This window comes from Vibrio toranzoniae (assembly GCF_024347655.1).
Lineage (GTDB): Bacteria > Pseudomonadota > Gammaproteobacteria > Enterobacterales > Vibrionaceae > Vibrio > Vibrio toranzoniae.
Genome location: NZ_AP025514.1, coordinates 2,097,275 through 2,122,880, shown reverse-complemented (window position 1 = coordinate 2,122,880; position 25,606 = coordinate 2,097,275). Strand labels below are relative to the sequence as shown.

The 25,606-nt window shown below is 42.7% G+C and carries 26 protein-coding genes and 3 pseudogenes; 18 read left to right on the top strand and 11 right to left on the bottom strand.

All coding sequences use genetic code 11. The annotated features are described in order from the left end of the window. Positions 1-18: 18 nt before the first annotated feature. The gene (locus OCU50_RS09440; RefSeq protein ID WP_060468106.1) at positions 19-891 is read right to left on the bottom strand and encodes an aspartoacylase; all 873 of its coding nucleotides are present in this window, start codon (positions 889-891) and stop codon (positions 19-21) included. A gap of 149 nt (positions 892-1,040) precedes the next feature. Between OCU50_RS09440 and OCU50_RS09435 the strand changes: the two are divergent. From OCU50_RS09435 to OCU50_RS09425, 3 genes and pseudogenes are all read left to right on the top strand, one after another. Next, positions 1,041-2,317 (top strand): annotated as a pseudogene (locus OCU50_RS09435) (peptidoglycan DD-metalloendopeptidase family protein). Between the two features lie 462 nt (positions 2,318-2,779). Continuing rightward, a pseudogene (locus OCU50_RS09430) lies at positions 2,780-3,033 on the top strand (CatB-related O-acetyltransferase); the annotation flags it as partial. Positions 3,034-3,216: 183 nt separating this feature from the next. Next, positions 3,217-4,083, top strand: a complete 867-nt coding sequence (locus tag OCU50_RS09425; RefSeq protein ID WP_060468105.1) for a LysR family transcriptional regulator — start codon at positions 3,217-3,219, stop codon at positions 4,081-4,083. A gap of 274 nt (positions 4,084-4,357) precedes the next feature. On the opposite strand, the gene OCU50_RS09420 is transcribed toward OCU50_RS09425, so the two are convergent. Next, entirely contained in the window at positions 4,358-5,119 is a 762-nt protein-coding gene (locus tag OCU50_RS09420; protein ID WP_017056974.1) for a transporter substrate-binding domain-containing protein, read from the bottom strand. Positions 5,120-5,430: 311 nt separating this feature from the next. Here OCU50_RS09420 and OCU50_RS09415 point away from each other — a divergent pair, with 311 nt between their 5' ends. From OCU50_RS09415 to OCU50_RS09380, 8 genes are all read left to right on the top strand, one after another. Continuing rightward, positions 5,431-6,264, top strand: a complete 834-nt coding sequence (locus OCU50_RS09415; RefSeq protein WP_017631022.1) for an AraC family transcriptional regulator — start codon at positions 5,431-5,433, stop codon at positions 6,262-6,264. A gap of 104 nt (positions 6,265-6,368) precedes the next feature. Further along, the gene (locus tag OCU50_RS09410; RefSeq protein ID WP_060468104.1) at positions 6,369-7,097 is read left to right on the top strand and encodes an AzlC family ABC transporter permease; all 729 of its coding nucleotides are present in this window, start codon (positions 6,369-6,371) and stop codon (positions 7,095-7,097) included. A gap of 2 nt (positions 7,098-7,099) precedes the next feature. Continuing rightward, entirely contained in the window at positions 7,100-7,429 is a 330-nt protein-coding gene (locus tag OCU50_RS09405) for an AzlD domain-containing protein (RefSeq protein WP_060468103.1), read from the top strand. Between the two features lie 320 nt (positions 7,430-7,749). Beyond that, positions 7,750-8,241 (top strand): DUF2059 domain-containing protein, encoded by a 492-nt coding sequence (locus OCU50_RS09400; protein ID WP_060468102.1) that lies wholly within the window; start codon positions 7,750-7,752, stop codon positions 8,239-8,241. A gap of 179 nt (positions 8,242-8,420) precedes the next feature. Next, positions 8,421-9,200, top strand: coding sequence for a ribonuclease H1 domain-containing protein (locus OCU50_RS09395; protein WP_060468101.1), 780 nt, complete (start codon positions 8,421-8,423; stop codon positions 9,198-9,200). A gap of 369 nt (positions 9,201-9,569) precedes the next feature. Continuing rightward, positions 9,570-10,496 (top strand): glycosyltransferase family 2 protein, encoded by a 927-nt coding sequence (locus tag OCU50_RS09390; protein ID WP_060468100.1) that lies wholly within the window; start codon positions 9,570-9,572, stop codon positions 10,494-10,496. 16 nt (positions 10,497-10,512) lie between these two features. Then, the gene (locus OCU50_RS09385) at positions 10,513-11,949 is read left to right on the top strand and encodes a lipopolysaccharide biosynthesis protein (RefSeq protein WP_060468099.1); all 1,437 of its coding nucleotides are present in this window, start codon (positions 10,513-10,515) and stop codon (positions 11,947-11,949) included. Positions 11,950-12,288: 339 nt separating this feature from the next. Next, complete coding sequence (locus OCU50_RS09380) at positions 12,289-12,723, top strand: GNAT family N-acetyltransferase (protein ID WP_060468098.1); 435 nt, start codon at positions 12,289-12,291, stop codon at positions 12,721-12,723. Positions 12,724-12,866: 143 nt separating this feature from the next. On the opposite strand, the gene OCU50_RS09375 is transcribed toward OCU50_RS09380, so the two are convergent. The 3 genes from OCU50_RS09375 to OCU50_RS09365 form a co-directional block, all read right to left on the bottom strand. Further along, positions 12,867-13,412, bottom strand: a complete 546-nt coding sequence (locus OCU50_RS09375) for a glutathione peroxidase (RefSeq protein WP_060468097.1) — start codon at positions 13,410-13,412, stop codon at positions 12,867-12,869. 88 nt (positions 13,413-13,500) lie between these two features. Further along, positions 13,501-14,853, bottom strand: a complete 1,353-nt coding sequence (locus OCU50_RS09370; protein ID WP_060468096.1) for an ABC1 kinase family protein — start codon at positions 14,851-14,853, stop codon at positions 13,501-13,503. A 235-nt stretch (positions 14,854-15,088) separates the two neighbouring features. Beyond that, positions 15,089-15,475, bottom strand: coding sequence for a thiol-disulfide oxidoreductase DCC family protein (locus tag OCU50_RS09365; protein WP_060468095.1), 387 nt, complete (start codon positions 15,473-15,475; stop codon positions 15,089-15,091). Between the two features lie 161 nt (positions 15,476-15,636). On the opposite strand from OCU50_RS09365, the gene OCU50_RS09360 reads away from it, so the two are divergent. From OCU50_RS09360 to OCU50_RS09345, 4 genes are all read left to right on the top strand, one after another. Beyond that, positions 15,637-16,194: a YceB family lipoprotein gene (locus OCU50_RS09360; protein ID WP_060468094.1), complete on the top strand. Its 558-nt coding sequence runs from the start codon at positions 15,637-15,639 to the stop codon at positions 16,192-16,194. A 142-nt stretch (positions 16,195-16,336) separates the two neighbouring features. Next, complete coding sequence (gene soxR, locus OCU50_RS09355; protein WP_060468093.1) at positions 16,337-16,777, top strand: redox-sensitive transcriptional activator SoxR; 441 nt, start codon at positions 16,337-16,339, stop codon at positions 16,775-16,777. Positions 16,778-16,920: 143 nt separating this feature from the next. Next, a complete protein-coding gene (locus tag OCU50_RS09350) occupies positions 16,921-17,301 on the top strand; it encodes a VOC family protein (RefSeq protein ID WP_060468092.1) in 381 nt (126 codons plus the stop codon). Between the two features lie 137 nt (positions 17,302-17,438). Continuing rightward, the gene (locus OCU50_RS09345; protein WP_060468091.1) at positions 17,439-17,852 is read left to right on the top strand and encodes a globin; all 414 of its coding nucleotides are present in this window, start codon (positions 17,439-17,441) and stop codon (positions 17,850-17,852) included. Positions 17,853-17,875: 23 nt separating this feature from the next. Here OCU50_RS09345 and OCU50_RS09340 read toward each other — a convergent pair. Beyond that, positions 17,876-17,989, bottom strand: a pseudogene (locus OCU50_RS09340) (LacI family DNA-binding transcriptional regulator); the annotation flags it as partial. Then, positions 17,990-18,475 carry an Lrp/AsnC family transcriptional regulator gene (locus OCU50_RS09335; protein ID WP_060468090.1) on the bottom strand — a complete coding sequence of 162 codons (486 nt, stop codon included), beginning with the start codon at positions 18,473-18,475 and terminating at the stop codon, positions 17,990-17,992. It abuts the pseudogene before it with no gap. 121 nt (positions 18,476-18,596) lie between these two features. Between OCU50_RS09335 and OCU50_RS09330 the strand changes: the two genes are divergently transcribed. Further along, positions 18,597-19,196, top strand: coding sequence for a LysE family translocator (locus OCU50_RS09330; RefSeq protein WP_060468089.1), 600 nt, complete (start codon positions 18,597-18,599; stop codon positions 19,194-19,196). 140 nt (positions 19,197-19,336) lie between these two features. On the opposite strand, the gene ahpF is transcribed toward OCU50_RS09330, so the two are convergent. Together ahpF and ahpC are read right to left on the bottom strand one after the other, a co-directional pair. After that, entirely contained in the window at positions 19,337-20,929 is a 1,593-nt protein-coding gene (ahpF, locus tag OCU50_RS09325; protein WP_060468088.1) for an alkyl hydroperoxide reductase subunit F, read from the bottom strand. A 211-nt stretch (positions 20,930-21,140) separates the two neighbouring features. Further along, a complete protein-coding gene (gene ahpC / locus OCU50_RS09320) occupies positions 21,141-21,698 on the bottom strand; it encodes an alkyl hydroperoxide reductase subunit C (RefSeq protein WP_016798107.1) in 558 nt (185 codons plus the stop codon). A gap of 486 nt (positions 21,699-22,184) precedes the next feature. Here ahpC and OCU50_RS09315 point away from each other — a divergent pair, with 486 nt between their 5' ends. Together OCU50_RS09315 and OCU50_RS09310 are read left to right on the top strand one after the other, a co-directional pair. Next, positions 22,185-22,676: a VOC family protein gene (locus OCU50_RS09315; protein ID WP_060468087.1), complete on the top strand. Its 492-nt coding sequence runs from the start codon at positions 22,185-22,187 to the stop codon at positions 22,674-22,676. Positions 22,677-23,037: 361 nt separating this feature from the next. Next, on the top strand, positions 23,038-23,490 hold the full coding sequence (locus tag OCU50_RS09310) for a septal ring lytic transglycosylase RlpA family protein (RefSeq protein ID WP_060468086.1): 453 nt from the start codon (positions 23,038-23,040) through the stop codon (positions 23,488-23,490). Between the two features lie 75 nt (positions 23,491-23,565). Here the strand turns inward: OCU50_RS09310 and OCU50_RS09305 are convergent, their stop codons facing one another. Further along, positions 23,566-25,260: an amidohydrolase gene (locus OCU50_RS09305; protein WP_060468085.1), complete on the bottom strand. Its 1,695-nt coding sequence runs from the start codon at positions 25,258-25,260 to the stop codon at positions 23,566-23,568. Positions 25,261-25,385: 125 nt separating this feature from the next. Then, a complete protein-coding gene (locus OCU50_RS09300; protein WP_016786079.1) occupies positions 25,386-25,562 on the bottom strand; it encodes a hypothetical protein in 177 nt (58 codons plus the stop codon). Positions 25,563-25,606: the final 44 nt, after the last annotated feature.

Sequence of the window (25,606 nt, the reverse complement as noted above, 5' to 3'; positions counted from 1 at the left end):
CCCTGATGCATCTTGGAGTTATACAAGAGAAACACGACGTTGTTCTGCGAGAGCCATTGCAATGTTGGCTTTGCTGTAGGCGCTCTCATTGATAAAGTGCGGGTAAATATCCCCTTGTCCATTCCAATGAATATCGTAACCAGCGAAAGTCGCTAAAATTGGAGCTCCTGGTTTGACCGCCTCAAAATCTCTGCCACAAATAGTTGGATGCACTAAGGCTTGTCGCATACCCTCTTGGTCAAGTGGAATCTTGATTTCTTCGGTGTAAAAAAAGGCGTCATACTCGCTCAGTAAGCCTATTTGGTTGAGGTTGTGTTTTTCAACATAGTCCAATACTGCGGTAAGCATCTGTTTCATCAACTTTACGGTCTCGTACTTTAGCGCACCATGTGCTTGTGCTCCTACTTCAATCATTATCCCATATTGCCCAGCAGTACAAAGGTAAGGTTGCTCTTGCCATTCTTTTCGCTCTTCGAAAAGGATATGTGCCGACGGCATTCGCTGTTTAACGTACGCCCCCAATTTCCGATAGAATACATCGTTAGAAAGTAGAATCAACGTCGCTCCCATATTGCTTGTTGTATTGTGCAGGTCAACAATCAACGGTTTTTCTTGGTTTGCGTATTGATCAATGAATTGATGTGCAATCTTGCTTTCATGCAAATCGGAGCAACATTTGCTATTCGTTACTGAGAACTCGCGATTTAAGTCGGTATCGATGTAACGAACGTTGCGTTTTACCGCTTCGGAGTTGGTGATGATCGAATCGGCAGAAAAAGTTGATCTCTCGACAGAGTAACGTTTTTCTTTGATTAGTTTATGTAAATAGATACCGGAAAGCTCGTTTCCGTGTGTTCCTGCAACGATAAGTACTGAATTAAGCTTGTTCATTGTTGAGCCTTTTCAAAGAGAATGAGTTGATTGAGGTGTGTTCTAAGCCAATCGAATAAATTGAATAAACGCTGACAAAACTGAGTAAAATTAAAATAAGATATGATATAACATAACAAAATAGAACAGGTGTTGATATTTAGTTTCTCATGGGTCAATTTAGATTTATTGTTTTAATCGTTGCTGTACTTTGTTTTTCGGTCGCTTGGCTTCTACCTACCGAGGATGAGCCAAATCAAGATAGTCACAGCGTTCAGCTCAATCAAAGCGTTAATACGTTGCATCCACCATCTTCAGAGATGACGGCCGCATCTGATATCAGTTTGACACCGTTTCCTCAATCTAAACGGATAGGCTATATAGTTAAAGTTGGAGACACGCTCAGTGGTATTTTCGCTCAGTTGGGTGTCCCTTATAGTACTTTACTGCAAGTTCTCTCGGTTGATCTTGACCACCTCCAACTAGATATGATTCAGCCTGGAGAAGAGCTTGAATTGGTGGTGGATGATATGGGGCAACTGAGTCAGCTAATTTATCATTTGAGTCTTGTAGAAAAAGCTATCTACACCAGAGGAAACGATGGTTCCTTCTCTTACGAATTTCAGGAGATTTCAGGACAATGGCGTGAGACCCTGTTTTCGGGAAAAATCAACGGGAGCTTTTCTATTTCGGCACATCGAGTGGGATTGACATCTGGCCAAGTCGCAAATATTACTCGCGTAATGAAAGATAAGATTGATTTTGCTCGAACTCTTAGAGTCGGTGACCGTTTCGATATATTAGTGAAACAGCAATATTTAGGTGAACACAGCACAGGCAACAGTGAGATTAAGGCGATTTCTTTTAAGTTAGCGAAGGGTGAAGTCGGGGCATTTTTGGCTGAGGATGGACGGTTCTATGATAGAGAAGGCAACAGCTTGGAGCGAGCGTTTAACCGCTATCCTGTCGATAAGGCATACCGCCGAATCACCTCTGGGTTTAATCCTAAGCGTAAACATCCAGTAACGGGAAGAATCGCGCCACATAACGGAACGGATTTCGCGACACCAATCGGTGCGCCGGTCTATTCTACAGGGGATGGAAAAGTGATTGCGGTTCGTAAACACCCTTATGCTGGTAACTATTTAGTGATTGAACACAACAGCGTGTATAAACGCGTTACCTTCACTTGAATAAAGTCTTAGTAAAAAAAGGTCAACTTGTAAAACGTGGGCGAAAAGTTGCCCTTTCTGGTAATACGGGGCGTTCAACCGGGCCACATTTACACTTTGAAGTTTTAGTTCGCAATCGTCCTGTCGATGCGATGAAAGCCGATTTGCCTATCGCGAAGTCGCTTCCTAGTATCCAGAAAACCGCATTTTTGGCACGAGTATCAGAATTTGATAATTTGGTAGAAGCTAGTCAACGAGATATGATCCTTAACTAAAATTTGATTTGGCAAATTTTTGCTATACCAGAAATTATCCGTTAAGACAGAGTACTCAATGGGTCGTAACTCGGAATTGTCCAAAAGTTTGTTACACACATGTCGATTATGTCTGCTAGAGGATGAAATGGAGCGTGGTAATTTTACTACGTTGAATCTTAGTCGTTGTTCAAATTTGCAGACTTTCGATGCAATGTTATGCGAACTTATACTGCAAATAGTATTATAAGTCTTTGATGTTTGGTTCGAGTTATGCTGACTTATCCTGCAAGCATCACCTTAAAAAAGCCGCTCTTATGAGCGGTTTTTTGCTATCAGACTCCTATCAAACCAATATTTTACTCCTATCAGTACTGTGATTCCCCATGATACTAAAGTGCGTTTGTTGCATTGAGATAAATGGGATCTGGTATTTCGTTATTAAGTTTTGCGACAGATAAGCATTGGTCAAAGATATAGTTATTGCATGAAGTTATTACAAATCCGAATATTATTGTGAACGATCCCATAGCTATTACAACGATTGTTGGGGATCGCGGCTTTGAATCATCAGCCGTTCATTACCGACATGGTAATGAGTTAAGTCGTAAGTGGGACTAACAATAGGAAAATGATAAACTTTATATTGGTGACTATGTATTGCGGAAGAAGTTGTGATTTTATTAGTAGGGAATCATACGCATTGGCTAGATAGGTTCTTTCTTTACTCATTTATATCCTTTTATTTAATGATCTAACTTATAATTTAGGTGTTTTAAGTTACATAATGCACTCTATTTATTAAAGTAATAATGGAGTATTTATATATTAATTGTTAAATAAAGTGTGTCAATTTATTCTTGTTATCATATCCAGAGTGATGATAAAGTATAGTTAACAAAATTAAACGTGGATAATTAATGTTTATGAGGCTGAATTTAAAGCATCTTTACTCAATTAAAACGCTATCAATTCTTAAGAGTTATCGTTTAGCTGCTAATGAACTTTGTATCTCTCAACCAGCTCTTTCAAAGCAGATTAAAAGCTTTGAAGACTTTCATGGTATTGAAGTTTTCATTAGGAACTCAAGTGGTGTTGATCTTTCCGATGACGGAAAAAAATTAATTGATGAAATAAATACTTTTATAGATCATGCTATAAAACTTGAAGGGTATATTTCACAAATTTCCGAGAAAAGTGCAGCCTCATTACATGTTGGCTTTGGTACATCTTCAAAAGATATGTTACCGAACTATTTAAGAGAATTTAATAAAAAAATCTCTATAACTTTATATGATCTACCATCTTTCAAACAAGAAGAGCAGTTAATTTCAGGACTTTTAGATATTGGTTTTATGAGGAAACCAATATCACAGGATCTAGATTCGATTAAAATATCTAGTGATGAATTGGTTTTTGTATTACCGAAGGGTTTATTACAAGGAGAATCTATTGATTTTTATTTAAAAAATGAAGATCTATTATTAATAAATGATAGTGGGAAATCTCAAATGAACCGTGATATTATGAATGCTATAAGTAGTTGCGAATATAAAAAAAGATTTATTAAAACTGATATAGAAACAATAATTACTTTAGTGTCTTCCAATACCGGATTCACTATCCTTCCTAAGAAATCAATCAAGGATAATCATAAGGATATAATAATAATACCTTTTGAACATGATACCTCATTTGATCTTTTTCTTGTTTGGAATAAAAATAGAAATTTCAAGCCTATTAATGACTTTATACACTATATGAAGAATAAAATTGATTACCTCTAACATATACTATTTACCATTAGATAGAGTGAACGGTGTATTAATCGAAATTTTTTAATTCAGCTGATCTTAGGCTCCTTGACCGCAGTGGATTCTAGTTCAGTGGCAATCAATTTAGATGTACTCGAATCATGGTTGACGCCCCATTTGTAAGCAGCATATAAAAAGCCGCTTTTATAAGCGGCTTTTTGCTATCTTTAGCTTCTACGATACTATCTATTCAAAGCCAATCAAGAAGTGCAATCAACCATTTTTGCATTACTTGAATGTTATCCTTCTAATCGTAAATACTGTATGTAAAATATTTACTCGCGATTTTTTGATGTTGACCATTGTCGATAAGCTTTTGTATGCCACTATCAATAAGGTCTTTTAGTTCGTTATCTTGCTTTCTGACTGCTACACCAATACCACGACCAAACCATTTCTCTTCTGTGAACTTAGGGCCTGTAAAGTGGTAATCCTTGCCTTGTTCTGTTTCAAGGAAACCAGCATTTAGTCCTATTGAACCACCAAACACAGTATCGAGACGACCATTCAACAAGTCTGTAAATGCTTCATCGAAGGTACCGTAGCGGCGAATATCTATATCCGGGTATATCTCAGAAAGGTACTTATCACCAATTGTTGCACGTTGAACTCCGATAGTTAGGTCATTCAAGCTGTCGTCACTCATATTGATCTCTCGATCTTTCTTCATCACGAAACGAGTTGGGACTTTGGCGTATGGAATGGTGAAGTTAACTTTCTTTTCACGCTCTTCGGTAATCGTCATGGCGGCAATTATCGCATCGTTCTTACGACTCAATAGTGAAGGGATAATACCGTCCCAATCTGTTTTGGAGATGATGCACTTTACCCCTAATTCGATACAAAGCGCGTTGGCTAAATCGACCTCAAATCCCTCTAGTTTTCCGTCCTGTGTTGTCCAACTGAACGGTGGGTAGGCTCCCTCAACAGTAAAGCGAATTTGCTGCCAATCTTTGGCGTATGTGAGTGCAGAGAACACACTGACGAATGCAACGAATATCCATTTCATTTTTATTTCCTTATAGTAATAATGGCTGTAGATAGTTAACTACTTGTTAATATTTATCAATGCGGATGCACATCGATGTGAACTAAGGCATAAATGTATAAAACGATGGGCCTGATTGACTCTCTGATTTGCCAATTTTTCGTCAACCACTTATATCAAGCTCTCTCCTAATCAGAAGTGGTTATCGAGCACTCTAAGCCCACTATAAAAAACTGTGTTAATGACCAAATGCGCAATTTTGTACAAAAGTTGAAAGAGCCTATAGAGTAGACTGATAAGTCGCTCGATACTTAACAGGCTTGGGAATTGTTATGGAGAACAAGAAACGTTCTAAAGAAAAGGCCGAATATAAGATCACAGAAGAACTCGGTGGCCTTGAAATCCTGAATGCTGAATATGAAAAGCAGAACTTCTCACGCCATAGCCACGAGGGTTACACGCTTGGTGTTATTGAGCAGGGTGCTCAACGTTTCTATCGAACGGGCGGGCATCATGTCGCACCACAAGATGCCATTATCTTGGTAAACGCCGATGAAGTGCATAGTGGACACTCTGCTACTGAAGGTGGTTGGGCGTATCGCGCCATGTATCCACTTCCTGAGCAACTTGCCAAAATCACTCAAGAGCTTAACTTACCCAATTACGGCGCGCCTTACTTTCCAAGAGCGGTGGTTGAAGACCCTGAACTCGCTAACCAATTAAGGCTAGTGTTCAATGCGATTGATGAATCGGATAATCGTTTGTTACGTGAAACCTTGATGTACGGGATGTTGGTTAAGCTGATTAGTCGACATGGTAAATCAAGCCTTAAACCTCAATTAGATGGCAAAACTCAGCGTCAGCTTGTTTTGGTGAAAGAGTTCTTAGATGATTTTCCACAAGCTGATGTGTCCTTAGAAGAGTTGTCTAAACTGGCGGCTTTAAGCCCGTTCCATTTAGTGCGTTCTTTCCAAAAAGAGTTCGGTCTTCCGCCACACGCGTATCAGATCCAGTCTCGGCTGAGGCTTTCTCGCAAGTTATTGAAGCAAGGACATACGATTTCAGATACCGCTCAAGAGTGTGGCTTTCATGACCAAAGCCATTTTCATCGACACTTTAAAAAAGCCAATGGCTACACGCCGGGGCAATACATCAAAATGCTCTAAATCGGACTCGTTAATTCGGTCTTCAAATCGAGCAAGTTTGTACAATCGAACCCACTCAGGTGTTTTTACATTGAATAGCCAATGTGAAGAGAGAAAAGAATAATATGGATAATCAAAAGATGGATAGGCGTACTCAGTTATGGAAGGGCGTTTTAGCTGGAATGCCGCTGAGTATTGCTGTGATCCCATGGGGGATTCTTGCGGGCTCATACGCAATAGATGCCGGGTTGAATCAGCTTCAAGCACAAGCGATGTCAGCGATTCTGTTCGCAGGCTCGGCGCAACTGGTCGCTGCTGGTATGTTCAAAGCGGGCATTGGCCTTGGCACTATGTTGCTGACCACGTTGTTCATCACCTCAAGGCACTTTTTATACAGTGTATCGATGCGAGACAAAATCAGTCATCTTCCGGCTCGCTGGCGTTTATTGCTGGGCTTTTGGCTCACTGACGAACTGTTTGCTATATGCAGTGGGCAATCTCAGCAAGAGTTCAATCGTTGGTACGCGGCGGGTGTGGGCGGTGGTTTTTACCTAATTTGGAATATCGCAAGCTTCGTTGGCATAGTCGCAGGAAGCCAAATCCCGTCACTCAATGAAATCGGTCTCGACTTCGCGGTAGCTGCGACTTTTATTGCGTTGGTTTTTCCATTAATCAGAACATTGCCTGTTGTCGTGTGTGTGGTGGTTTCATTGGTTACTTCGGTTGCTATGGCGGTCAACAACGTTGAAGGTGGACTCATGATTGCAGCGATTGCTGGCATGTTAGCGGGCTTTTTCAGTGAGTCGCTTCAAGAGCGAAACAATGGCAACAAGCCAGCAGTGGAAGGGAAATAGAGATGATTTGGTTAACGATATTACTCATGACGGTGATTGTGTTCTTTAGCCGGTATCTGTTTCTTGAGCCTGCCATTCCACTTCGATTGAACCAAACAGCGCGACGCTTGCTACGTTACTCAAGCCCTGCGGTTCTGACTGCGATTTGGGGGCCAATTGTTTTCGCACCAGAACAAACATTTTGGCCAAGCCTAGAGAATCCGTACTTGATTGGTGCGGTGGTGACAGGACTGTTGATATGGAAAACGGGTAATGTGCTGTTAACGATAGGCGTCAGCATGGCGGTGTTCTTGTTCTACAACCTTGTCGCGGTTGATTTCCTTTTTCATTAATACGCAGCTCAATTGATACGGCGTGTCACGCCATTAGTTATCCTCGTTTCAAGTGTATGAGTTATTACTTGAAACGAGTGTTCTTAGGCTCTAGTTCTCTTGTAGTTCTTTTATTTAAAAGCGCTCTGTTCCTCTCTTAGTCGTCTTCATATCTGTCCAATAAACTCCTTACATTTAAATGCAATTGGGTTTATATTATTTTGCACCGTTTAATTCGTTTTACTTATGGATTAAAAGTGAGTAAATTTGCAAATAATTCAATGTGTTGAGATGTTTTATAAGATATTTCATCTATTTTGCAAAGCTAAAGGGACCTCAAAATGTACAGATTTTTCGCAATTTTATTTCTAATCGTACCGTTGCAATTATCAGCGGCACAAGATAACAGGCAAGCTCTGATAAAAGAGCTTCTTCAGATCATGGATGTCGATTCCACGTTGGACGCGGTATACGTTCAAATGGATAGCATGATGGCTAAAATGTCTAAAGATCTAGAGGTTTCGGAGTCAGAACAAGCTATCTTTGATGATTACTATCAAAGTATGAACGAGTTGATGAAAGAAGAGGTCAGTTGGCAAAAGCTAGAGCCCGGAATTGTAACGATTTACAGCAATCAATTCACTGAAGAAGAGCTCGGTGCAATGATCGATTTCTACAAAACAGAACATGGAAAAAGCATTCTGAAAAAAATGCCAACCGTGACGACAGAGTCAATGATCATGACTCAGTCGTTAATGCAACAAGTCCTACCTAAAGTTCAAAAGTTAACGACCAAACTCAAAAAAGACCTTGAAGCCCATAGAGGTTCCTGATCAGAAGTTGTCAGGTTTGTGATTTGAAATAACGCTCTATACTTGGTCGATAACGTAGATATTCTTAAAACACACGCTGTATTTCATGCAATGATTGCTTAATCAGGCATAATTACTGCCCCACAGCTGAATTATTTTAGGTGTGGGTATCGTGTATTTAGGTTTGGTAAGGAGTTAATTTGGCTAAGAAATATTATGTGGTTTGGAAAGGTCGCACACCGGGTATTTTTACCACTTGGAACGAGTGTAAAGCTCAGGTCGATGGCTTTGCAGGCGCGAGATATAAATCGTTTCCAACACTAGGCGAAGCAGAGTCTGCTTTCGGTGGTAAAGCATCTTCTGCATCTAGTTCTGCTTCTACATCGACCAAGCCAAGTGCTGCGGGTAAGCCTAAAAAAGCGAAAGTCCCGCCTCTTTCTGAGCAGCAAATCGCTGAAATGCCTTTTGACATCAAGATCTTTACCGATGGGGCTTGTGAGCCAAACCCTGGTGAAGCGGGGACAGGCTTAGCGGTCTACTTGAAGAATGAGCTAACCGAGTTGTGGTATGGCTTGTATCAACCAATGGGTACTAATAATACCGCGGAACTGCAAGGTTTGAAGCAAGCACTCATCCTTGCAAAAGAAAAGCGGCAAGCGGGTTTGTCAGTTGCGATTTATTGTGACTCGAAATACTCGATAGACTGCATTACTAAGTGGGCATCAGGTTGGGAGAAAAAGGGTTGGACCAAGTCGGGTGGTGAGATCAAAAACCTTGATATCATTAAGCCTGCTTATGCACTTTACCAAGAACTCGCATCTCAAATTACCATCCACCATGTTAATGGTCACGTAGGTATCGAAGGCAACGAACTGGCCGACCGCATGTCTATTGTGGCGATTTCTTCTAAAGAGCAAAACTTGAGTCGATATTCAGACACTGACGATCTTACTGAAATCTTAGCTCTGCGAGCTGGTTAAGAAGGGGCGATAATTAAAACATAACTAACCAAGCGCTACGGTTTTCTTCAATGTAACGCTTGGTTTTTTGTTCCTATCTATTTATTAAGGCTATTCACCAATCTAATAAGCTGGGTTCTCTATTCTGTGAGATAACGCTTGTGCTTGCCTTCATCCCATTTCTGTTTCTGAGGTCTATCACCTGGATACTCGTCATCTTTTCAAAATGGTAATCAATTTGACATTGTAAGTTTATTTACTATTTGTCTTCTTCGTCATTTTGCGAATCGGTACTTAGATGGCTGATATTATTGTGATTTATTCACTGGATCTGTACGGCACAGAACATGCAACGTTAGTGGTATAACGTGTAAATATGAGAGCGTCATCATGGTTAAAGTGAGTGTCATTATCCCGACCTATAATTGTTTAAGCTATCTTCCGAAAGCGATTGGCAGTGTGCTTAAACAGACATATCACGACGTTGAGTTGATCATTATCGATGATAATAGCAATGATGGAACGTCAACGTATCTCGCGTCGATAGATGATGAACGCATTATTACTATACCTACTTTGGGCGTTGGAGCACCTCAAGCGAGAAATCTTGGTATAGAAAAAGCGACCGGAGAATACATCGCATTTTTAGATGCGGACGACTTCTGGTTTCCAGAGAAAATTGAGCGCCAACTCGAATTTCATCAACGCTTCCCCGATCTAGCGATGAGTTTTACTAACTACGAACACCTGACTGAAGATTACCAAGTGATTGTTGACTGTTTTAGTTATTGGTCACAATTTCAAGATCAAGACGAGTTGTTCATCAATATCGAAAACCCTCTCGAGTTCATCATCGAAAACAACGTGATTGGGACCTCGACCGTTATGGTCAAGGCTGAGGTGTTTTCTCAAACCGACAGTTTTAATGCAGACATCAAATATGGTGAAGACTGGGAACTGTGGCTCCGAATGAGTGAAAATCATCAGGTTGGTGTGTTTAACTCAGTGCAGGTTGGCTACTTGATGAGAGCGAGTTCCGTCACTCAAACTGAAAGTCTTAAGCTGAGAAACCTGCAGTCTATAGAATCTATTCTTCAACGTTACCAAAATGATAGTGAGCGTTGGAATCTACCCACTTCAAGCTTCAAAATCGCAAAAGCGAGAATATTAGAAGGCTACGCTGACTATTATCGAGGTTTACAACAGAACAGACAGGCCGTTGCCTACAGTTTCCGTTCTTTGGTCATGTCACCTCACAAACGCACATTGCGACACCTAATTGGAGACTGTAAGAGTTTCCTAATGCCAGCTTGGTAAGGGATAGGTAACGACTATGGGTTCGTTAAAGCAGTCTGCTTATTACGCCATCGGCATATTAATGATGAAAGGGATATCACTCGTAATGATTCCCTATATCACCCATAAGATGACGTTGGCAGAATACGGTTCATTAGAAGCAATAGTTTTGTTGGCTGACATCGGAACGATACTTTTTAGCTTCGGCATTGTTGAGGCCATGTATCGATATGTTGGCGTTGCTGAGGGCGAAGAAAAGAAAAAGTTTATCTCAAACTGTTTCACATTGAGTGTCTTAGTGTGCGTGCTTGGGGGCGCTTTGATTGCCCTCAGTATGCCGTTGTTAATCTTAATGCTGCACGTTGAGTTCCAGCCGTACCAAATCCTACTCCTGCTTATCCCTACTATGCTCGATGGTGCGATTTCTATCCCGCTGACCTTAATGCGAATGAACGCAATGGCGAAACGTTTTTGCATGCTCAATGTACTGAAGGCAAGTGTGCAAGCCATCATGACTTTTGTTTTACTTGAGGCTGGATATGGTATTGATGGTGTGTTGATCTCAGCTGCGGTATCTAGCGTGTTACTAATGGTTTGTTTAGTGCGTTATCAATGGCAAGAGATGGGATCTTTTGGTTGCTTCAAATACTCCGCGAAGATCTTAAAATTTGGACTGCCCGTTTTGGTTGGCGGGGCATCAATGTATATGATCTTGGGACTCGACCGCTGGGTGATGGCGAGCTTTGTTGGCGTTGAAGAGTTAGCAGTTTATGCGGTCAGTGGCAAGTTTGCGTTGCTTCTTGGTTTGCTACTACAGCCTTACGCGCTTTGGTGGTTTCCAAACCGTATCGCTATGCTTCAACAGCCGGGTGGCAGCAAGATGTGCGCCGATAGGGCATTGGTCGGAGTGAACCTCGCCATTGTTTTAGGTTCGTTGATGATTCTAACGGTACCCGGATTTATATCTCTCATTTTACCGATCAGTTATCACTACGCGGGGACCATTGTTGTCGCGCTGCTTGCGATTAGCGTTATCAAAAATGCAGGTGATTATTTGAATCTAGGTTGTTTTAGCGGTGACTCAAGCCAATCGCAAATGTGGATTCAAGGTGGGTGTGCGATCTTGGCGGCCATTGGTTATTTCACAGTGACGCCTATTTATGGTGTGCGGGGTGTTGTCGCGGTTCTTTGCGCAACTTATGTTGTGCGCCTCATGCTTCTGTATTTTGTCAGTCAAACGATGGAACCATTACCTTATGAACACAGCAAGTGGGTAACCGCAGTCAGCATTGCATTAGTGGCGATAGTGAGTGATCAAATTTTGGGATTGGTGTTGGTTGATGTCCATGATTTTATTCTTGGAATTGTTGTTGGTCTCATCACGCTGGTGGCCTTTATTAAATACTCGGTCATCGTTATTCCTCAAACTCTGCTTGATAAATTGACGCTCGGCAAGTGTTCGCATATCAGCTAAAAGCATGTCATTCGGGCTATTCAGTGTTTCGTTAAGCGAATAAAAGTCGAATAACCACAATAAAATTCTGTGTATAACCTTTTGGATTAGAACGTATTTATAGGTTAGCTATGGAAAGAGGTATGAATAAGTAGATGTTGCTCCTTTCTCATTTTCGTGAAGCTTTAGTAAAGCAATTAATAGTCGTGAAAAGCTGGATCCTAATATAAGTCACGAATATATTAGTCGCGCGTAACAACCCTGAGGCTTCAAAGTACAGCCATTGATTAGGAGTGAAACTACTAACTTGGTTGGCTTTAGTTGAAGGGTGGTTGTAGTCAAATCGATTAAGGTCTATCTATGAATATTACTTGTGCGGAAAAACAAGAATTGGCTGATATTTACCAGCTTGAACATGCTTTGTTTGGCGATCATGCTTATCCATTGGTTTTCTTTCGTCAGGCATTTGATTGCTGGGGAAAGGGCTTGTTGGTAGCGAAACAGGAGTTACAGGTTGCGGGTTATGTATTAATGACACCAACGAACAAACCACAAGAGTACTGGATTCTGTCATTGGCCGTTGAGAGTCACTATCGAGGAATGGGAATAGGTCGTTCATTGATGGAGCAGGCGATAGCTGAATTGGATCAAGACTCCAAGGTAATGCTCACCGTGGATCCAAATAATGCATCGGCTTGTGCACTCTATGCATCGATGGGGTTCTCTACTATCACACAAGAAGAAAACTACTTTGGTGATGATGAGCCAAGGTTGGTGATGCAGCTCATCACCTAGGTTAAAGGCTCACAGATCTAGGTTAACATCACGATAGCGTGCATTAACACGACGCTAAATAAGAACCGACATCTTATGTCAAGGTAGCTATTGGGCCCTTGGCCAAGTATTACGGGGTTGAGTTGTCGCCATGTAATTAGAACTCATAGCTGCTGCTCAATTGCATTTTTGAGTGTCGCGCTCACGGGGGATGTTGAGCTAGGGAAGGTTGCCACCACTTTGCCTTCTTTGCTTATTAGGAATTTGTAGAAATTCCATTTGGGCGTCACACCTGCTTGCTGCTGTATTTCTGCAAACACTGGGTTAGCGCTACTGCCAGATAGTGATGCTCGAGCCATCATAGGAAAGGTTACACCGTAGTCGAGGTAACAGATTTTGGCCGACTTCTCCTCGCTTCCTCTATCTTGGCGAAAGTCATTACTTGGGAAGCCGATAACCGTGAAGCCTTGGTCTTTGTAGGTTTGATGAAGCTGCTCGAGCTGCTCAAATTGAGGAGTGAAGCCACACTGGCTCGCAGTGTTAACTACTAAGAGAGTCTTGCCTTGAAACTCATCACACAAGGCGATTTCTTCGGTTGAGTTTAACAAGCGTTGTTTGCCATTAAGTATCTCGGGGCAACTCGCTGCAAAAACGATAGAGCTTGTTAGGCTGGTAATCAATACGGTTAAGCAAAGTAGTGAATATTTCATAGGTTTGGCTCATTTTAGTTGGCGTAATGGTAATTACTCTCGAGCGCCATGAAATGATCACTTTGCTCATTATTTACTGTCGTTTTCACTATTCGTTTTCCCTCACGTTTTTAGTTGTGCTTTTGCTCTCTGCGGTGAGGTATGGAGCGACCAAACGACTGATGTTCACTTTCGCACCAAGGCGAGCGGCTAACAGGTACATGCCACCGATTTTACGGTGTAGGAACAGCGCATCGGCGGGAGGTGTATGCCAATACTCTTGCTCCATGCTCAATATGGTGCCAGCTTCACGAAGTCGCTGTGCCAAACCACTGGCTTTGAAATCGTACTCTTCGTCAACCAACATCGGCTCACAGGCCATCTTTACTAGGTTTAGAATCGCTTGGCGTTGATCGGGGAGAATCGTCTCGCTAAAGAATCCAATTTGCTCTAACGCTTGGTTGAGCCCTTGTTCATCGAGATTGATCACAGAGGTAAAGGCTAAGCGATAACCCTCGCTGAAGCGGTCGCTGTATTCACGGGTTGCTCCAAAGTCTAGCAGTCCAATCTGTCGGGTGCTTTCAACGTAGAGGTAGTTGGCAAAATTGGGGTCGGTTTGCACCATTTTGAAATCGAACAACTCTCTGAACAGAAGCTCAAGCAAGCTATGCATCACAAAGTCACGGGTACTTTGGTCGTAACTTTCTATTTGTTCTATCGAGACGCCTTCGATGAAATCCATGGCGAGCACCGATTCTGAAGAGACTTGCGGATGAATCTTAGGTACCACGAAGTGAGAATGCGCTTTTAATGCATCATGGTAACGAGTCGCGTAGTCAGCCTCGCGAGCATAGTCCGCTTCATCGTGGAGCTGTTTCTTTGCCTCTTCTAACAAGCCTTTATAGTCGACCGACTTTGGTATCAAGCCAACAATATTGAGCAGTGTGCCTACGTTGTCGACATCACTGTCGATGCTTTTTCGAATGCCTGGGTATTGGACTTTGACGGCCAGTTTGTCCCCGGCATCGCTATAGGCTTGGTGAACTTGTCCGATCGACGCACTGGCAATAGGTTTAAAGTTGAAGGAAAGGAATTCGGTTTTCCAATGCTTCCCGAGCGCGCTCTCTAACACTTGATTGAGCTGTTTGGTTGGCAGCGGATCGGCATCGGAGCGCAGACGAGAAAGAATGTCGGCTAACTCCGGCTCTAAGACATCACCTGCATCCATTGATAACATTTGTCCCAGCTTCATTGCTGCACCGCGCAGGTGTGCGAGTTGATCGGTTAGGCGAGCAATGTTTTGTGGCGTTAGCAGTAAGTCTTTTGCTTTGGGCCTGTTGCCTTGTGCAATTTGCTTGGTGCCTTCCGTTAGCACGTTGCCCGCAACCCTTGTCGCCAGCGAGGCAAACTTACTGAATCTTGAAATGCGATGGGTAGGTAGATTTCTTTCTTTTGCCGACATAAAGGTTCTCTCTGGGAATCAAGGTTGACTACAAAGTTCTATCAATCATTGCACAACGTTATGTTTTGTTGTGCTAACTTGTCGCGTGTAACAGTACATAAAACTAAAAGGGCAAAGCATGAAATTTATTTGGTTGAAAGTGGCCGTTACGGTATTGGTGTTCGCAGCTCTATTTGGCATCGTTTACTACAAAGTCGCCAGTGGCATGTCTTAATTCCAATGCAATTTAATACAGCTATTTAATGCAGCTATTACCGTCGCAACGTGACTTTCCGGTTAGCCAGAATGAAATTTGATATCGATTCTTGGCAAACCGTAGATAGCACCAATCTGCCATTGGCTTGAAAATCGTCCAACGTAACGGAGCATACAGCCACCCTTTGCCAACCAGCTTCCATGCTTGGTAGGTTACGTCTAAACCGAGCAGCAGCTTTCCGTTTTCGTCCAGTGCATGCAAAATCGTATTGGCTGCCTCAGCATCTATTTGCGGGTAGTTTGAAAACGCTTCACTGTAGATATCGATGGTCTGGATTTGATTTTTGGTATCAGATTTAGTCAGTGCTGCCATCTCTTTTGCACAAAGTGGACAGCTTCCATCGTAAAATATCGTTAATGCAGTCATTGCTTGCCTTACTCATTTTGTCTATATCAATCTATACGACATCACCATTTAGGTGGATCATTCTACACAGCTATCCGACACTGTCATTGTGACAACTATTTTACAGTGTCTTTTCGAGTAACATCCGTTTCATGCATTTACAAATTAAGAGCTTATCTCTAATGACAACAAAGTTAACGAACCGTTTGATTATAGCTGTAACTGCCCTGATGCTCAGTGGTTGTGTTAGCTACAGTATTACTGAGCAAGACATGACGAAATATCTGCAAGACTCAGTGATGTTAGAGCAAGAAGTTGGTGTTGAAAGCGTCATGTATGCACAAGTGGCCGTTGATGATCTAGAAGTTAAAATCGGGCGAGCAGAGAGTCAGCGTGTTTCTGTTCTGGCGAATACCAATGCAAAAGTTCAGGTGTTTAACATGCCGAATATGGGGTTGGATCTTGATATCGAATTCAGTGCGACTCCCGAATACGACAAAGAGAGTGGCGAAGTGTACTTAAAATCGCTGCGGCTAGAGCGCTTTGATGAAAAAGGGCGGCAGCTTTCTCCTGAAGTCGAGAAACTACTTAAACCTGCGGTGTCTATGATCGGTTTTGCCTTGTCTCAGTTACCCGTTTACAAATTGGATAGCAACAAGGTGCAAGAGCTATTGCTCAAATCATCGGAACCTAATCTGGTGATCAAAGACAATAAGTTGATTATCGAACTATTTGACTAACTTTTTCTAAATTTATCTAAGCTGTTTTTTATTGTGTTTGCTTCCAAAGTTTTGGACTCTTAATTGGTGGCAATCAGAACCTATCTTTATTATGAAGTTAAAGTGAACTTAATCTATTGGTGACTTCAAGGATATTTTAACAATGAAAAACATTATATACCTAACGATTGGTCAACTGTCGGACCGTAGTGGTGTCGCACCTTCAGCCTTACGCTTCTACGAAACTAAGGGATTAATTGCGTCGATTCGAACCAATGGTAACCAGCGTCGCTATCAGTCTGCGATGCTTAGACGAATAGCGCTGATACAAGTCGCTCAGTCGATAGGTTTCACGCTTGAAGAAATCACCGATGAGCTATCGACGTTACCGATGAACCATACGGCGACTAAACATGATTGGGAGCTTGTGGCTAAGAAGTGGCAAGGGCAGCTCGATAGTAAAATGGCGCAAATTAAGTCGTTACAAGAGAACTTAACCGGTTGCATCGGTTGCGGCTGTTTGAGTATGCAGAAATGCCAATTACTAAACCCTGAAGACATCCTGCATGACCGAGGGCAGGGCGCTCAGCGTATTGTTGATTAGCTTTTATTTCGCTTGGGATATCGAACCAAATTTGAGGCTTTTATCAATAAGTTGAGCTGTGATGGTAAAGAGTGTCTCGTGTAGACAAATAGGAATTAAGGGTCTAGTTTAGGACGTTCTTTCACTATAAGAAGAGGTTAGTTATGTTCAGCCATGTTTTTCTCGGTACCGAAGATATTGAACGCGCGAAGTCTTTCTATGACCCAATTATGAAGGTGCTTGGTTACAGCGAAGGTTCTGTCGATCCTAAAGGGCGTTGTATTTACGTGAGCCAAACCGGTGTACTGGGTTTAACTAAACCGATTGATGGCCAGCCTGCCACGTATGGCAATGGGATGACGATAGGTTTTCTAGCAACCTCACCAGAAGTCGTCGATGAGTGGCATCGTATTGGTGTAGAAAACGGGGGGACAAGTATTGAAAATGGTCCAGGAGTGAGGGGAACCGATGAGCGCCGCCTTTACTTGGCTTACTTACGAGACCCTGATGGAAACAAGATCTGCGCCACTCACTTTATGCCATAGTTCACCTGATGCCATAGTTCACTTTATGCCACGGTGGCGTATTATTAGGTTATGTTGATTGTTCAGAGCTTGTGAATTATGGCTCTGAACTTGTCTGTTTCCCTGAAGACTCACAAATATTGCAAAGGATCTGCCAGATGACACCAAATGAACTGTTTTATGAGAGTTTTGAACGTTGCCGGATCGACCAAGAGTTTCTGGAAACATTTTTGGCCGATTTCTGTGAGCACAACCCTAGGTTTTCAGAACGTTTTGAAAACATAGGGTTAGAGCAACAAACTAAGATGCTCAAAGCCTCGATCATCTTGATTTACAACTCTTCTGGTTTACCGAGTGTAAGAAACTCGGTTAAAAAGCTTGGTAAGCGACATAAAGATTTGGGGATGGATATCTCTGAACAAGAGCTTAACGAATGGTTTAACTCATTGCTGAATACAGTCAAAAAATACGATCCCCTTTACGATGAAAGCGTCGAGCAAGCTTGGGCCCAGACTCTTGAACAAGGGCTAAATATCATGAAAAAAGAGTGTGTAGTTAAGTCAGAATCATAGACATTTTCTTATCTGGAATCTTTTTACTTAATTTTAAGCATGGTATGACGTTCGACAAATTGAACTGGAACTACGAGTTTTACAAAGCTCGTCTCTTGCTCTTGAATTTGGCTTACGACAATTTTTACTGACTCACGCTATTCTTCTAGAGGAAGTTGATAACTGTTCTTCAATTCTTTCACTGATATGTTGGATTGAATCGCACTCACACCTTTTACTCGTCTTATTGAGCTAATGCGCTCAAAATACTCTTCCAAGTCTCTGGCTAGCACCTGAACCATGTAGTCTGCACCACCTGCAATGCAGTGACACATCGGAATCCAATTAGTCACCTCGACAAACTCTTCAAACGGTTCTGTGTTTTCAACTTCGTGGTTGCCCAACGTCACTAAGGTAAAGCCAGCTACATGAAAGCCAAGTTTCTTGCGGTTTAGCTTGGCGGCGTAACCATCGATATAGCCTGTCTCTTCCATGCGTTTCCAACGGCGCCAACACGGGGTTTCGCTGAGGTTAACTTTCTCGGCGAGCTTACTGTTGCTCATACGTCCGTCTTGTTGGATGTGTCCTAAGATGGTGATATCTGTATCATCCAACACTTCACGAGTGGATTCTTTCTTTTTCATGGTCAATTTGAAGAAATTCTGCTCAAGTTTGGGCTAATAGTAGCCTATATAGCAATTTAATTCCTAATAGAATCTGTAAACTCTCTCCCTATCAATATTTATCTACTAGGAGTGAGAGGAAATGAGCTCTCAATTAATGCTGGCGTTCTTGCTATTTTCAACATCGATTGCAATTACACCTGGGGCTGGCAATATCGCATTACTTGGGATTTCAAGTCGTTATGGGTTTGCCGCAACTTTGCCTTTTATCTCTGGAAACGCTTTTGGCATCATCATCGTACTGGCGGGTTCTAGCGTCGGTTTGGTGAGCCTATTCACTCTTTACCCTGAGCTATACAACATTTTGAAGTACGCGGGTGCGGCTTATTTGCTGTTCATGGCATGGTCGATTGCGAATATGCAAATCGAAGAGAGCACCACCGATAATCGTTCGGGCTTTATGTCGGGTGTGTTGGTTCAGGTGTTGAATCCTAAAGGTTGGATTGCTTCGTTAACTGTGTTTTCTCAGTTCATCACTCCGAACGCAGACTATCTAATTCAAGTGGTGACCATTATTGCAGGCATGGTGATCACGGGCGTACCGTGCATGTTGGTGTGGGCGTATTGCGGTACGATGCTTAAAAAGCTGCTTCAATCACCAAAACAGATGATGGTGGTAAACCGTTGTTTGGGCGGAAGCCTCGCATTAGTGGTTGCCTTTATGCTTTATCAACCAGCATAAAATTTCGCTGCAAATAAAAAAACCACTCCTAAATCCATAGGAGTGGTGTCTAAAATCGACTAAGTGGTTAATAATAATTAGTAAGTTACTAATAACTAGTAAGTTAACAAGAACGTTTTAAGGAATGTTTGCTTAAAAGATTAAGCGGTTTCAGCCTCTTTAACCGGAGCTGAGTTACGGATTAGGTGGTCAAACGCACCTAAACTTGCTTTAGCACCTTCACCCATCGCAATGATGATCTGTTTGTAAGGTACGGTTGTTACGTCACCCGCTGCGAATACACCTTTCATTGATGTTGCGCCATGGGCGTTAATCTCAATCTCACCGCGTGGTGATAGTTCTACCTTCGTTCCCTTCAACCATTCGCTGTTTGGCATTAGGCCGATTTGAACAAAGATACCCGCTAGTTCGATCTGTTTCAGTTCATCGGTGTTGCGATCTTTGTATTCCAGACCCGTTACGCGATTACCATCACCAATCACTCGTGTTGTTTGTGCCATCTTGATGATTTCGATGTTTGGCGTTGCGTTCGCTTTGTCGATAAGCACTTGGTCAGCGCGCAGTGTATCTGCAAATTCAAGCACGGTTACGTGTTCCACTATGCCTGCTAGGTCGATAGCGGCTTCAATACCCGAGTTACCACCGCCGATAACGGCCGTTTTCTTGCCTTTGAACAGTGGACCGTCACAGTGTGGGCAGTAAGCAACACCTTTGTTGCGGTACTCTTGCTCACCCGGAACGTTCATTTCACGCCAGCGAGCACCTGTACTTGTGATCACCGTGCGAGCTCGCAGTGTTGCGCCGCTCTCTAGCTCAACATGGATGTAGCCGTCTTCCGTGTCTTCTGCAGCAATGATGTTGGCAGCGCGCTGCTCAGTCATTACCTCAACACCGTATTCTTTTACGTGCTCTTCTAGGCTAGCCACTAGCTTAGGACCCGTTGTTGCTTTCACTGAGATAAAGTTCTCAATCGCCATGGTATCCATGACTTGACCACCGAATCGGTCAGCCACCACACCTGTGCGAATGCCTTTACGTGCCGCGTAGATAGCTGCTGAAGAACCTGCAGGGCCACCACCGACAACTAACACATCAAATGGTGCTTGTTGGTTGAGGTTTGCCGCTTTCTTTTCAGCTGCGCCTGAATCGACTTTGTTAAGGATTTCAGCCAATGACATACGACCTTGACCAAATAGTTCACCATTAATGAACACGCTTGGTACCGCCATGATGTCGCGCGACTTCACTTCGTCTTGGAATGCAGCGCCGTCAATCATAGTTGTCTTAACCAGAGGGTTAATCGCCGACATCATGTTGAATGCCTGAACCACTTCTGGACAGTTTTGGCACGATAGTGAGATGAAGATTTCTACATTAAGCTCTTGATCTAATTCTTTAATTTGTTCGATTACGTCAGCTTCAAGCTTGATCGGGTGACCACCACTGTGAAGCAGTGCCAATACCAGAGATGTGAACTCGTGACCCATTGGTAAACCCGCGAAACCGATCGCAGTGCCTTTCTCTTGGTTGACGACCTGCATGATAGGGCTGCGCGTGCTTGCGCTGTCATCGCGAGTCACTTCAATTTTGTCTGTGAGAGAGGCGATATTATTCGCTAGGTCTTGAAGTTTGTTTGCGGTATCGCTGTCATCAAGGCTCAGCACTAACTGAACATTGGTTTTTAGGTTTTCTAGGTATGCTTTTAGCTGCTGCTTCATTGCTTGATCTAACATAATCGTACCTGCTCTTAAATTCTGTGTCTTGGTATTGACCAATACCTTCTTGCTGAAAAAGGAAAATAAAAAGGGGGTCGCAAGTCGGCAAATATTGTGGTGTTGATGGTTTGAAAGGGTGGCGCGCAACTGCCCTTTAGGAGGGGGGCCGAAGCGCGCCTGTAGAACCGTTTAGCTATTCAGCTTTATTTGTTCTTTGGCTAGGCTTAGATTAAATCTTGCCTACTAGGTCTAGAGATGGAGCTAGAGTCTCTTCGCCTTCTTTCCATTTAGCTGGGCAAACTTCACCTGGGTTAGCGGCTACGTATTGTGCTGCTTTAACCTTGCGTAGTAGGTCTTCAGCGTCACGGCCGATACCTTCAGCAGTGATTTCCATTGCTTGGATAACGCCTTCTGGGTCGATTAGGAACGTAGCACGGTCTGCTAGGCCTTGACCTTCACGCATAACGTTGAAGTTGTTTGTGATGTTGCCAGTTTGGTCACCTACCATGAAGTATTCGATAGTACCGATTTTGTCAGAAGTATCGTGCCATGCTTTGTGAGAGAAGTGCGTGTCAGTTGATACTGAGTAAACTTCTACGCCACGAGATTGAAGCTCTGCGTATTTGTCTTGTAGGTCAACTAGCTCAGTTGGACATACGAAGGTAAAGTCTGCTGGGTAGAAGAAGAATACAGCCCACTTGCCTTTAACGTCTTGCTCAGTGATTTCTACGAATTCGCCGTTTTTGAATGCTGTTGCGTTGAATGGTTTGATTTCTGTGTTGATCATGATTCGACTCTCTTTCTAATTTGTAGTGTTTAACGCTATCCCGCGTCGATGGAGATATATTGCATTCGCACCGGAAATTAGTGAAATCGGACATTTCTATAGATTCAATAGGCAAATCCTATCTTTGATAGAAGAAGGCTATCGATAAAAGCTATCAACAGAAGTTATCGATAAAGCTTATCAACAAAAACCATCAGAGTGGGCAGCGCTCTATTTGGGTAGCTATGCTCTTTAGGTTGTTCTCTATTTAGGCTTATCTCCATTCACGTAAGCCTCTATCTATCTATTTATATGTAGGCAAGGGCAGGTGTGGCTTCTTTAAGGGAGCTGAGATCTCTGCAAACTTATATAACAAAAAATTATCATTAATATAATTTATGATAATTTCATTTAATTAAGTCATCTCCCTATACTCTCTTCATCGAAACGAAATACCGAAGCTAGACTTCGAAACACACAGAATTAAAAACGAATTTGGAGTAAGTTATGAAAATGAATCACGTAGGCCTAATGGTTGGCGATATGGACAAAGCAGTTGAGTTTTACACGAAAGCTTTAGGTCTAAGAATCGTAATGAACAACACCAAAGTAATGGAAGAGCGCGAATCAGCAATCGGCCGTATGTGTATCGCAGTATTTGGTGAAGGCTTCAAGGGCTTCAACATTGCACACCTAGTCACATCTGATGGCATCGGTGTTGAGCTGTTCGAAATGAAAGATCGCCAAGAGCGTCACGAAGTTGATTTCTCTCGCCTAGGCATCTTCCACTTCTGTCTACAGCTTCCAAAAGAACAGTTTCATTCAGCTATTAAGCGCGTTGAAGAGTTTGGCGGTAAGGTACGTATGGATATTCACCGTTACCACCCAGAAGACGAACTAAAACAAGCACAAATGGTTTACCTAGAAGACCCGTTTGGCAACCTATTCGAATTCTACTCGCACACATACGAAGATACGTACGCGACTGATTACGAGTAATAGCGTTACTGCCTTCCATAAGGTAGAAAAACGAAATACCCCGAAGAAGGATTGGTAGAGATACCAGTCCTTTTTTGCAATTACTTTGGGGAAGGGAGAATGCACTGACGTCGATGTGGGGCAAAAATAATTTGGCCTTAAGATGTTCTCTTCAGTGTTTATTAGTATGGATGGTCAATAAATAGATAACTTGAATGTGTTGCTAAAGTTGACGTTTTGACGATAAAACCTTTCATGAATATGACGGAATAAAGCGTTGTTCATGAAAACATTGGAAATCATACCGAATGGTAGTTTTGTCTGGGCAGTGACTATACTCAGTACCATACGGCCGAACTAACAATAACGAAAACAGAGAAACATGCAGAGATTAACGCCCCCAAATCACATTAAAAAACGACATATTATCTTTACTGCGCTTGTTCTTATGGTACTAGCCGGATGCACCTCAACGTCGGCTGTTGGCAGTTCTAAAACAAAGGATTATGCCAAGTCACATGCTCTTGCTGGTAAAGCTTCTTGGTATGGCGATAAGTTCCATGGAAGGCTCACAGCAAGTGGTGAAACGTATAACATGAGTGCGAATACTGCAGCTCATAAAACCTTGCCATTCGGCACTATCGTGAGAGTGACCAATACAGACAATAACAAGTCTGTTGATGTGAAAATTAATGACCGAGGCCCTTACGTAAAAGGCCGAGTGATCGACCTTTCGCACAAGGCATTTGCAAAAATCGGCAACGTTAAGCAAGGCACTGTGCCTGTAAAAATCGAGATTGTTGATGACAGCAATACCTTTAGGTACAAACACTAATCATTTCCTAACCTCCTCTTTTAATCTACCTCTGAGATCTGTATCTCTTCACGCTTTTCGGTGCGCTTGTTAGCCTTATTTCTCGTAAACCACATCCCCACGTAATACCGTCATCAGTACCTGAGTTCTGGCGATTTCTCTTGCCGATACGGTGGTGATGTCGCGGTCGAGAATGGCGAAATCTGCTGACTTACCAACTTCAATAGAACCTGTTACGTCTTCAATTCCAAGGCTCTTAGCTGCATTGAGCGTGTAAGCATCGATGGCTGTATAGATATCGGTTAGGCCTGTTTTACCCATGATTAAACTGTTCGCGATGCCGACCAATGGGTTGATGTCGTGTACGTTCCAATCACTACTTAGAGTGATGTTGGCGTCGGTTTTGAGTATCGCGTCTAGGTTCATCATGGCTTTGGTTCGTCGAGCACCAAGGAAAGCCTCGGCCCACTGGTGTTGATGCTTGGCAACGTAATCAGACTCGACTTGGAAATCCGCTGAGACATTGAGCTGTTTGAAGCGGGGAACATCTTCATCACTGATTAACTCAACGTGAGTTAAGGTGTAAGGCTTTTGCGAACCTTGTTTACGCACGCTTTCGATAGCGTTAAGGGATTCACGAACGGCGCCATCACCAATTGCATGAATGTGCGCACTAAAGCCGATTTTATCGAGCGCACTTAGCCACTCTTTCATCTGTGCTGGTGGGATGTAGTTCAAGCCGTTCGGCGACTGTGGCAGGTAAGTATCCAAGTAGGGGGCGAGTGTTTTTGCCGTGCCATTAATGAAGATGCCATCGCTGTACATTTTGACCTGATCGATCAGCAGCAGACGGCTTTTGTCATCGGAATACATCTTCTCGAATACCTTAAGCTGAGAAGGCATCGCCATTGATGGGTAAACCCAAGGGCGTAATGACACGCGAGCAGTCAAATCTTGGTTTTGCTCCGCTTCTAGCCAAACATCATACCAACCTCGTTTCCAATACATTCGGCCGTCACCTATGGTGGTAATGCCGTGTGCAGCGGCTTCTTCAAGACCGAACATTAAGCCTTGGTAGCTTTGCTCAAATAGCTCGCTTTGGCTGTTCCACGCCATCTCCATGATTTGGTCGCCAGCGTTATCCAATAGAATGCCGTTAAGCTTTCCGCTATCAGGATCCTTTAGATATGCACCGCCTTGTGGGTCTGGAGATTGTTGGCTGATTCGGGCTATTTTCAATGCTTTCGAGTTCACCCACATCGAGTGTGAGGTTTGCTCCATGATTACTACGGGGCGGTCTGGGAAGACACTGTCGATGATCTCAAGTGGTGTGTATTCAGAATCGCTATCGAGTGTCGATTCCAAAGAGAAACCATAGCCCATCAACCAACCCTTGCCATTGCTTTCAGCATTGATTTTACAAGCTTCTAAGTAAGGAATTTGTTCTTCGAGTGTGGCTTCAGAACCCAGCTCGCAATTGCCACCCAGCTCTGAGGCAGCTTCGAAAACATGGTTGTGATTATCAATGAATCCCGGCAGCACAAAGGCATTTTCTAAATCAATGACATCGGTACTCTGCCCTTGAAAAGCTTTCGCTTGTGAGTGGTCGCCAATGAAAATGATCTTGCCGTTGTGGGTAACGATCGAGTCCGATTCGCGATGCCCGTAGATGTCGGCATTGGTGAAGATCTGGTTTGCGACTTGGATTTTAGCGACAGCCGATGGCCCGGCGCTTAAACTAGCGAGTAATGCAATCGATACAGTACGTGTAAAAGTGAGCTTGTTGTTCATTATTATATTTTCCATGTTCCACTGTTAAGTAAGTATAGAAAGCGAGTGGATGGTGTGAAACTCTACATGAATGACAAATAAAAACTGCGATTAATCAACAAGCTGTCGTTTGAATGAGCTTCTAGTTACGATTCTTCTCTTAGGCTGTTACGCAGATCTTTTTTGTATTCTTCATGAGAGTTATAGCCATAAAGTTTCCAAGTGTTCTCACCTTTAATGTTGTGGTTGTAGGTGATCTCGCCTATCCACTGCTGACGAGTGGCAAGAATCATATCGCGAATTTTTAATAATAAAGTGTCCATAGTTGCTCTCCTAGTTAAGTTCACTTGCAGTATATTTAGCGGTG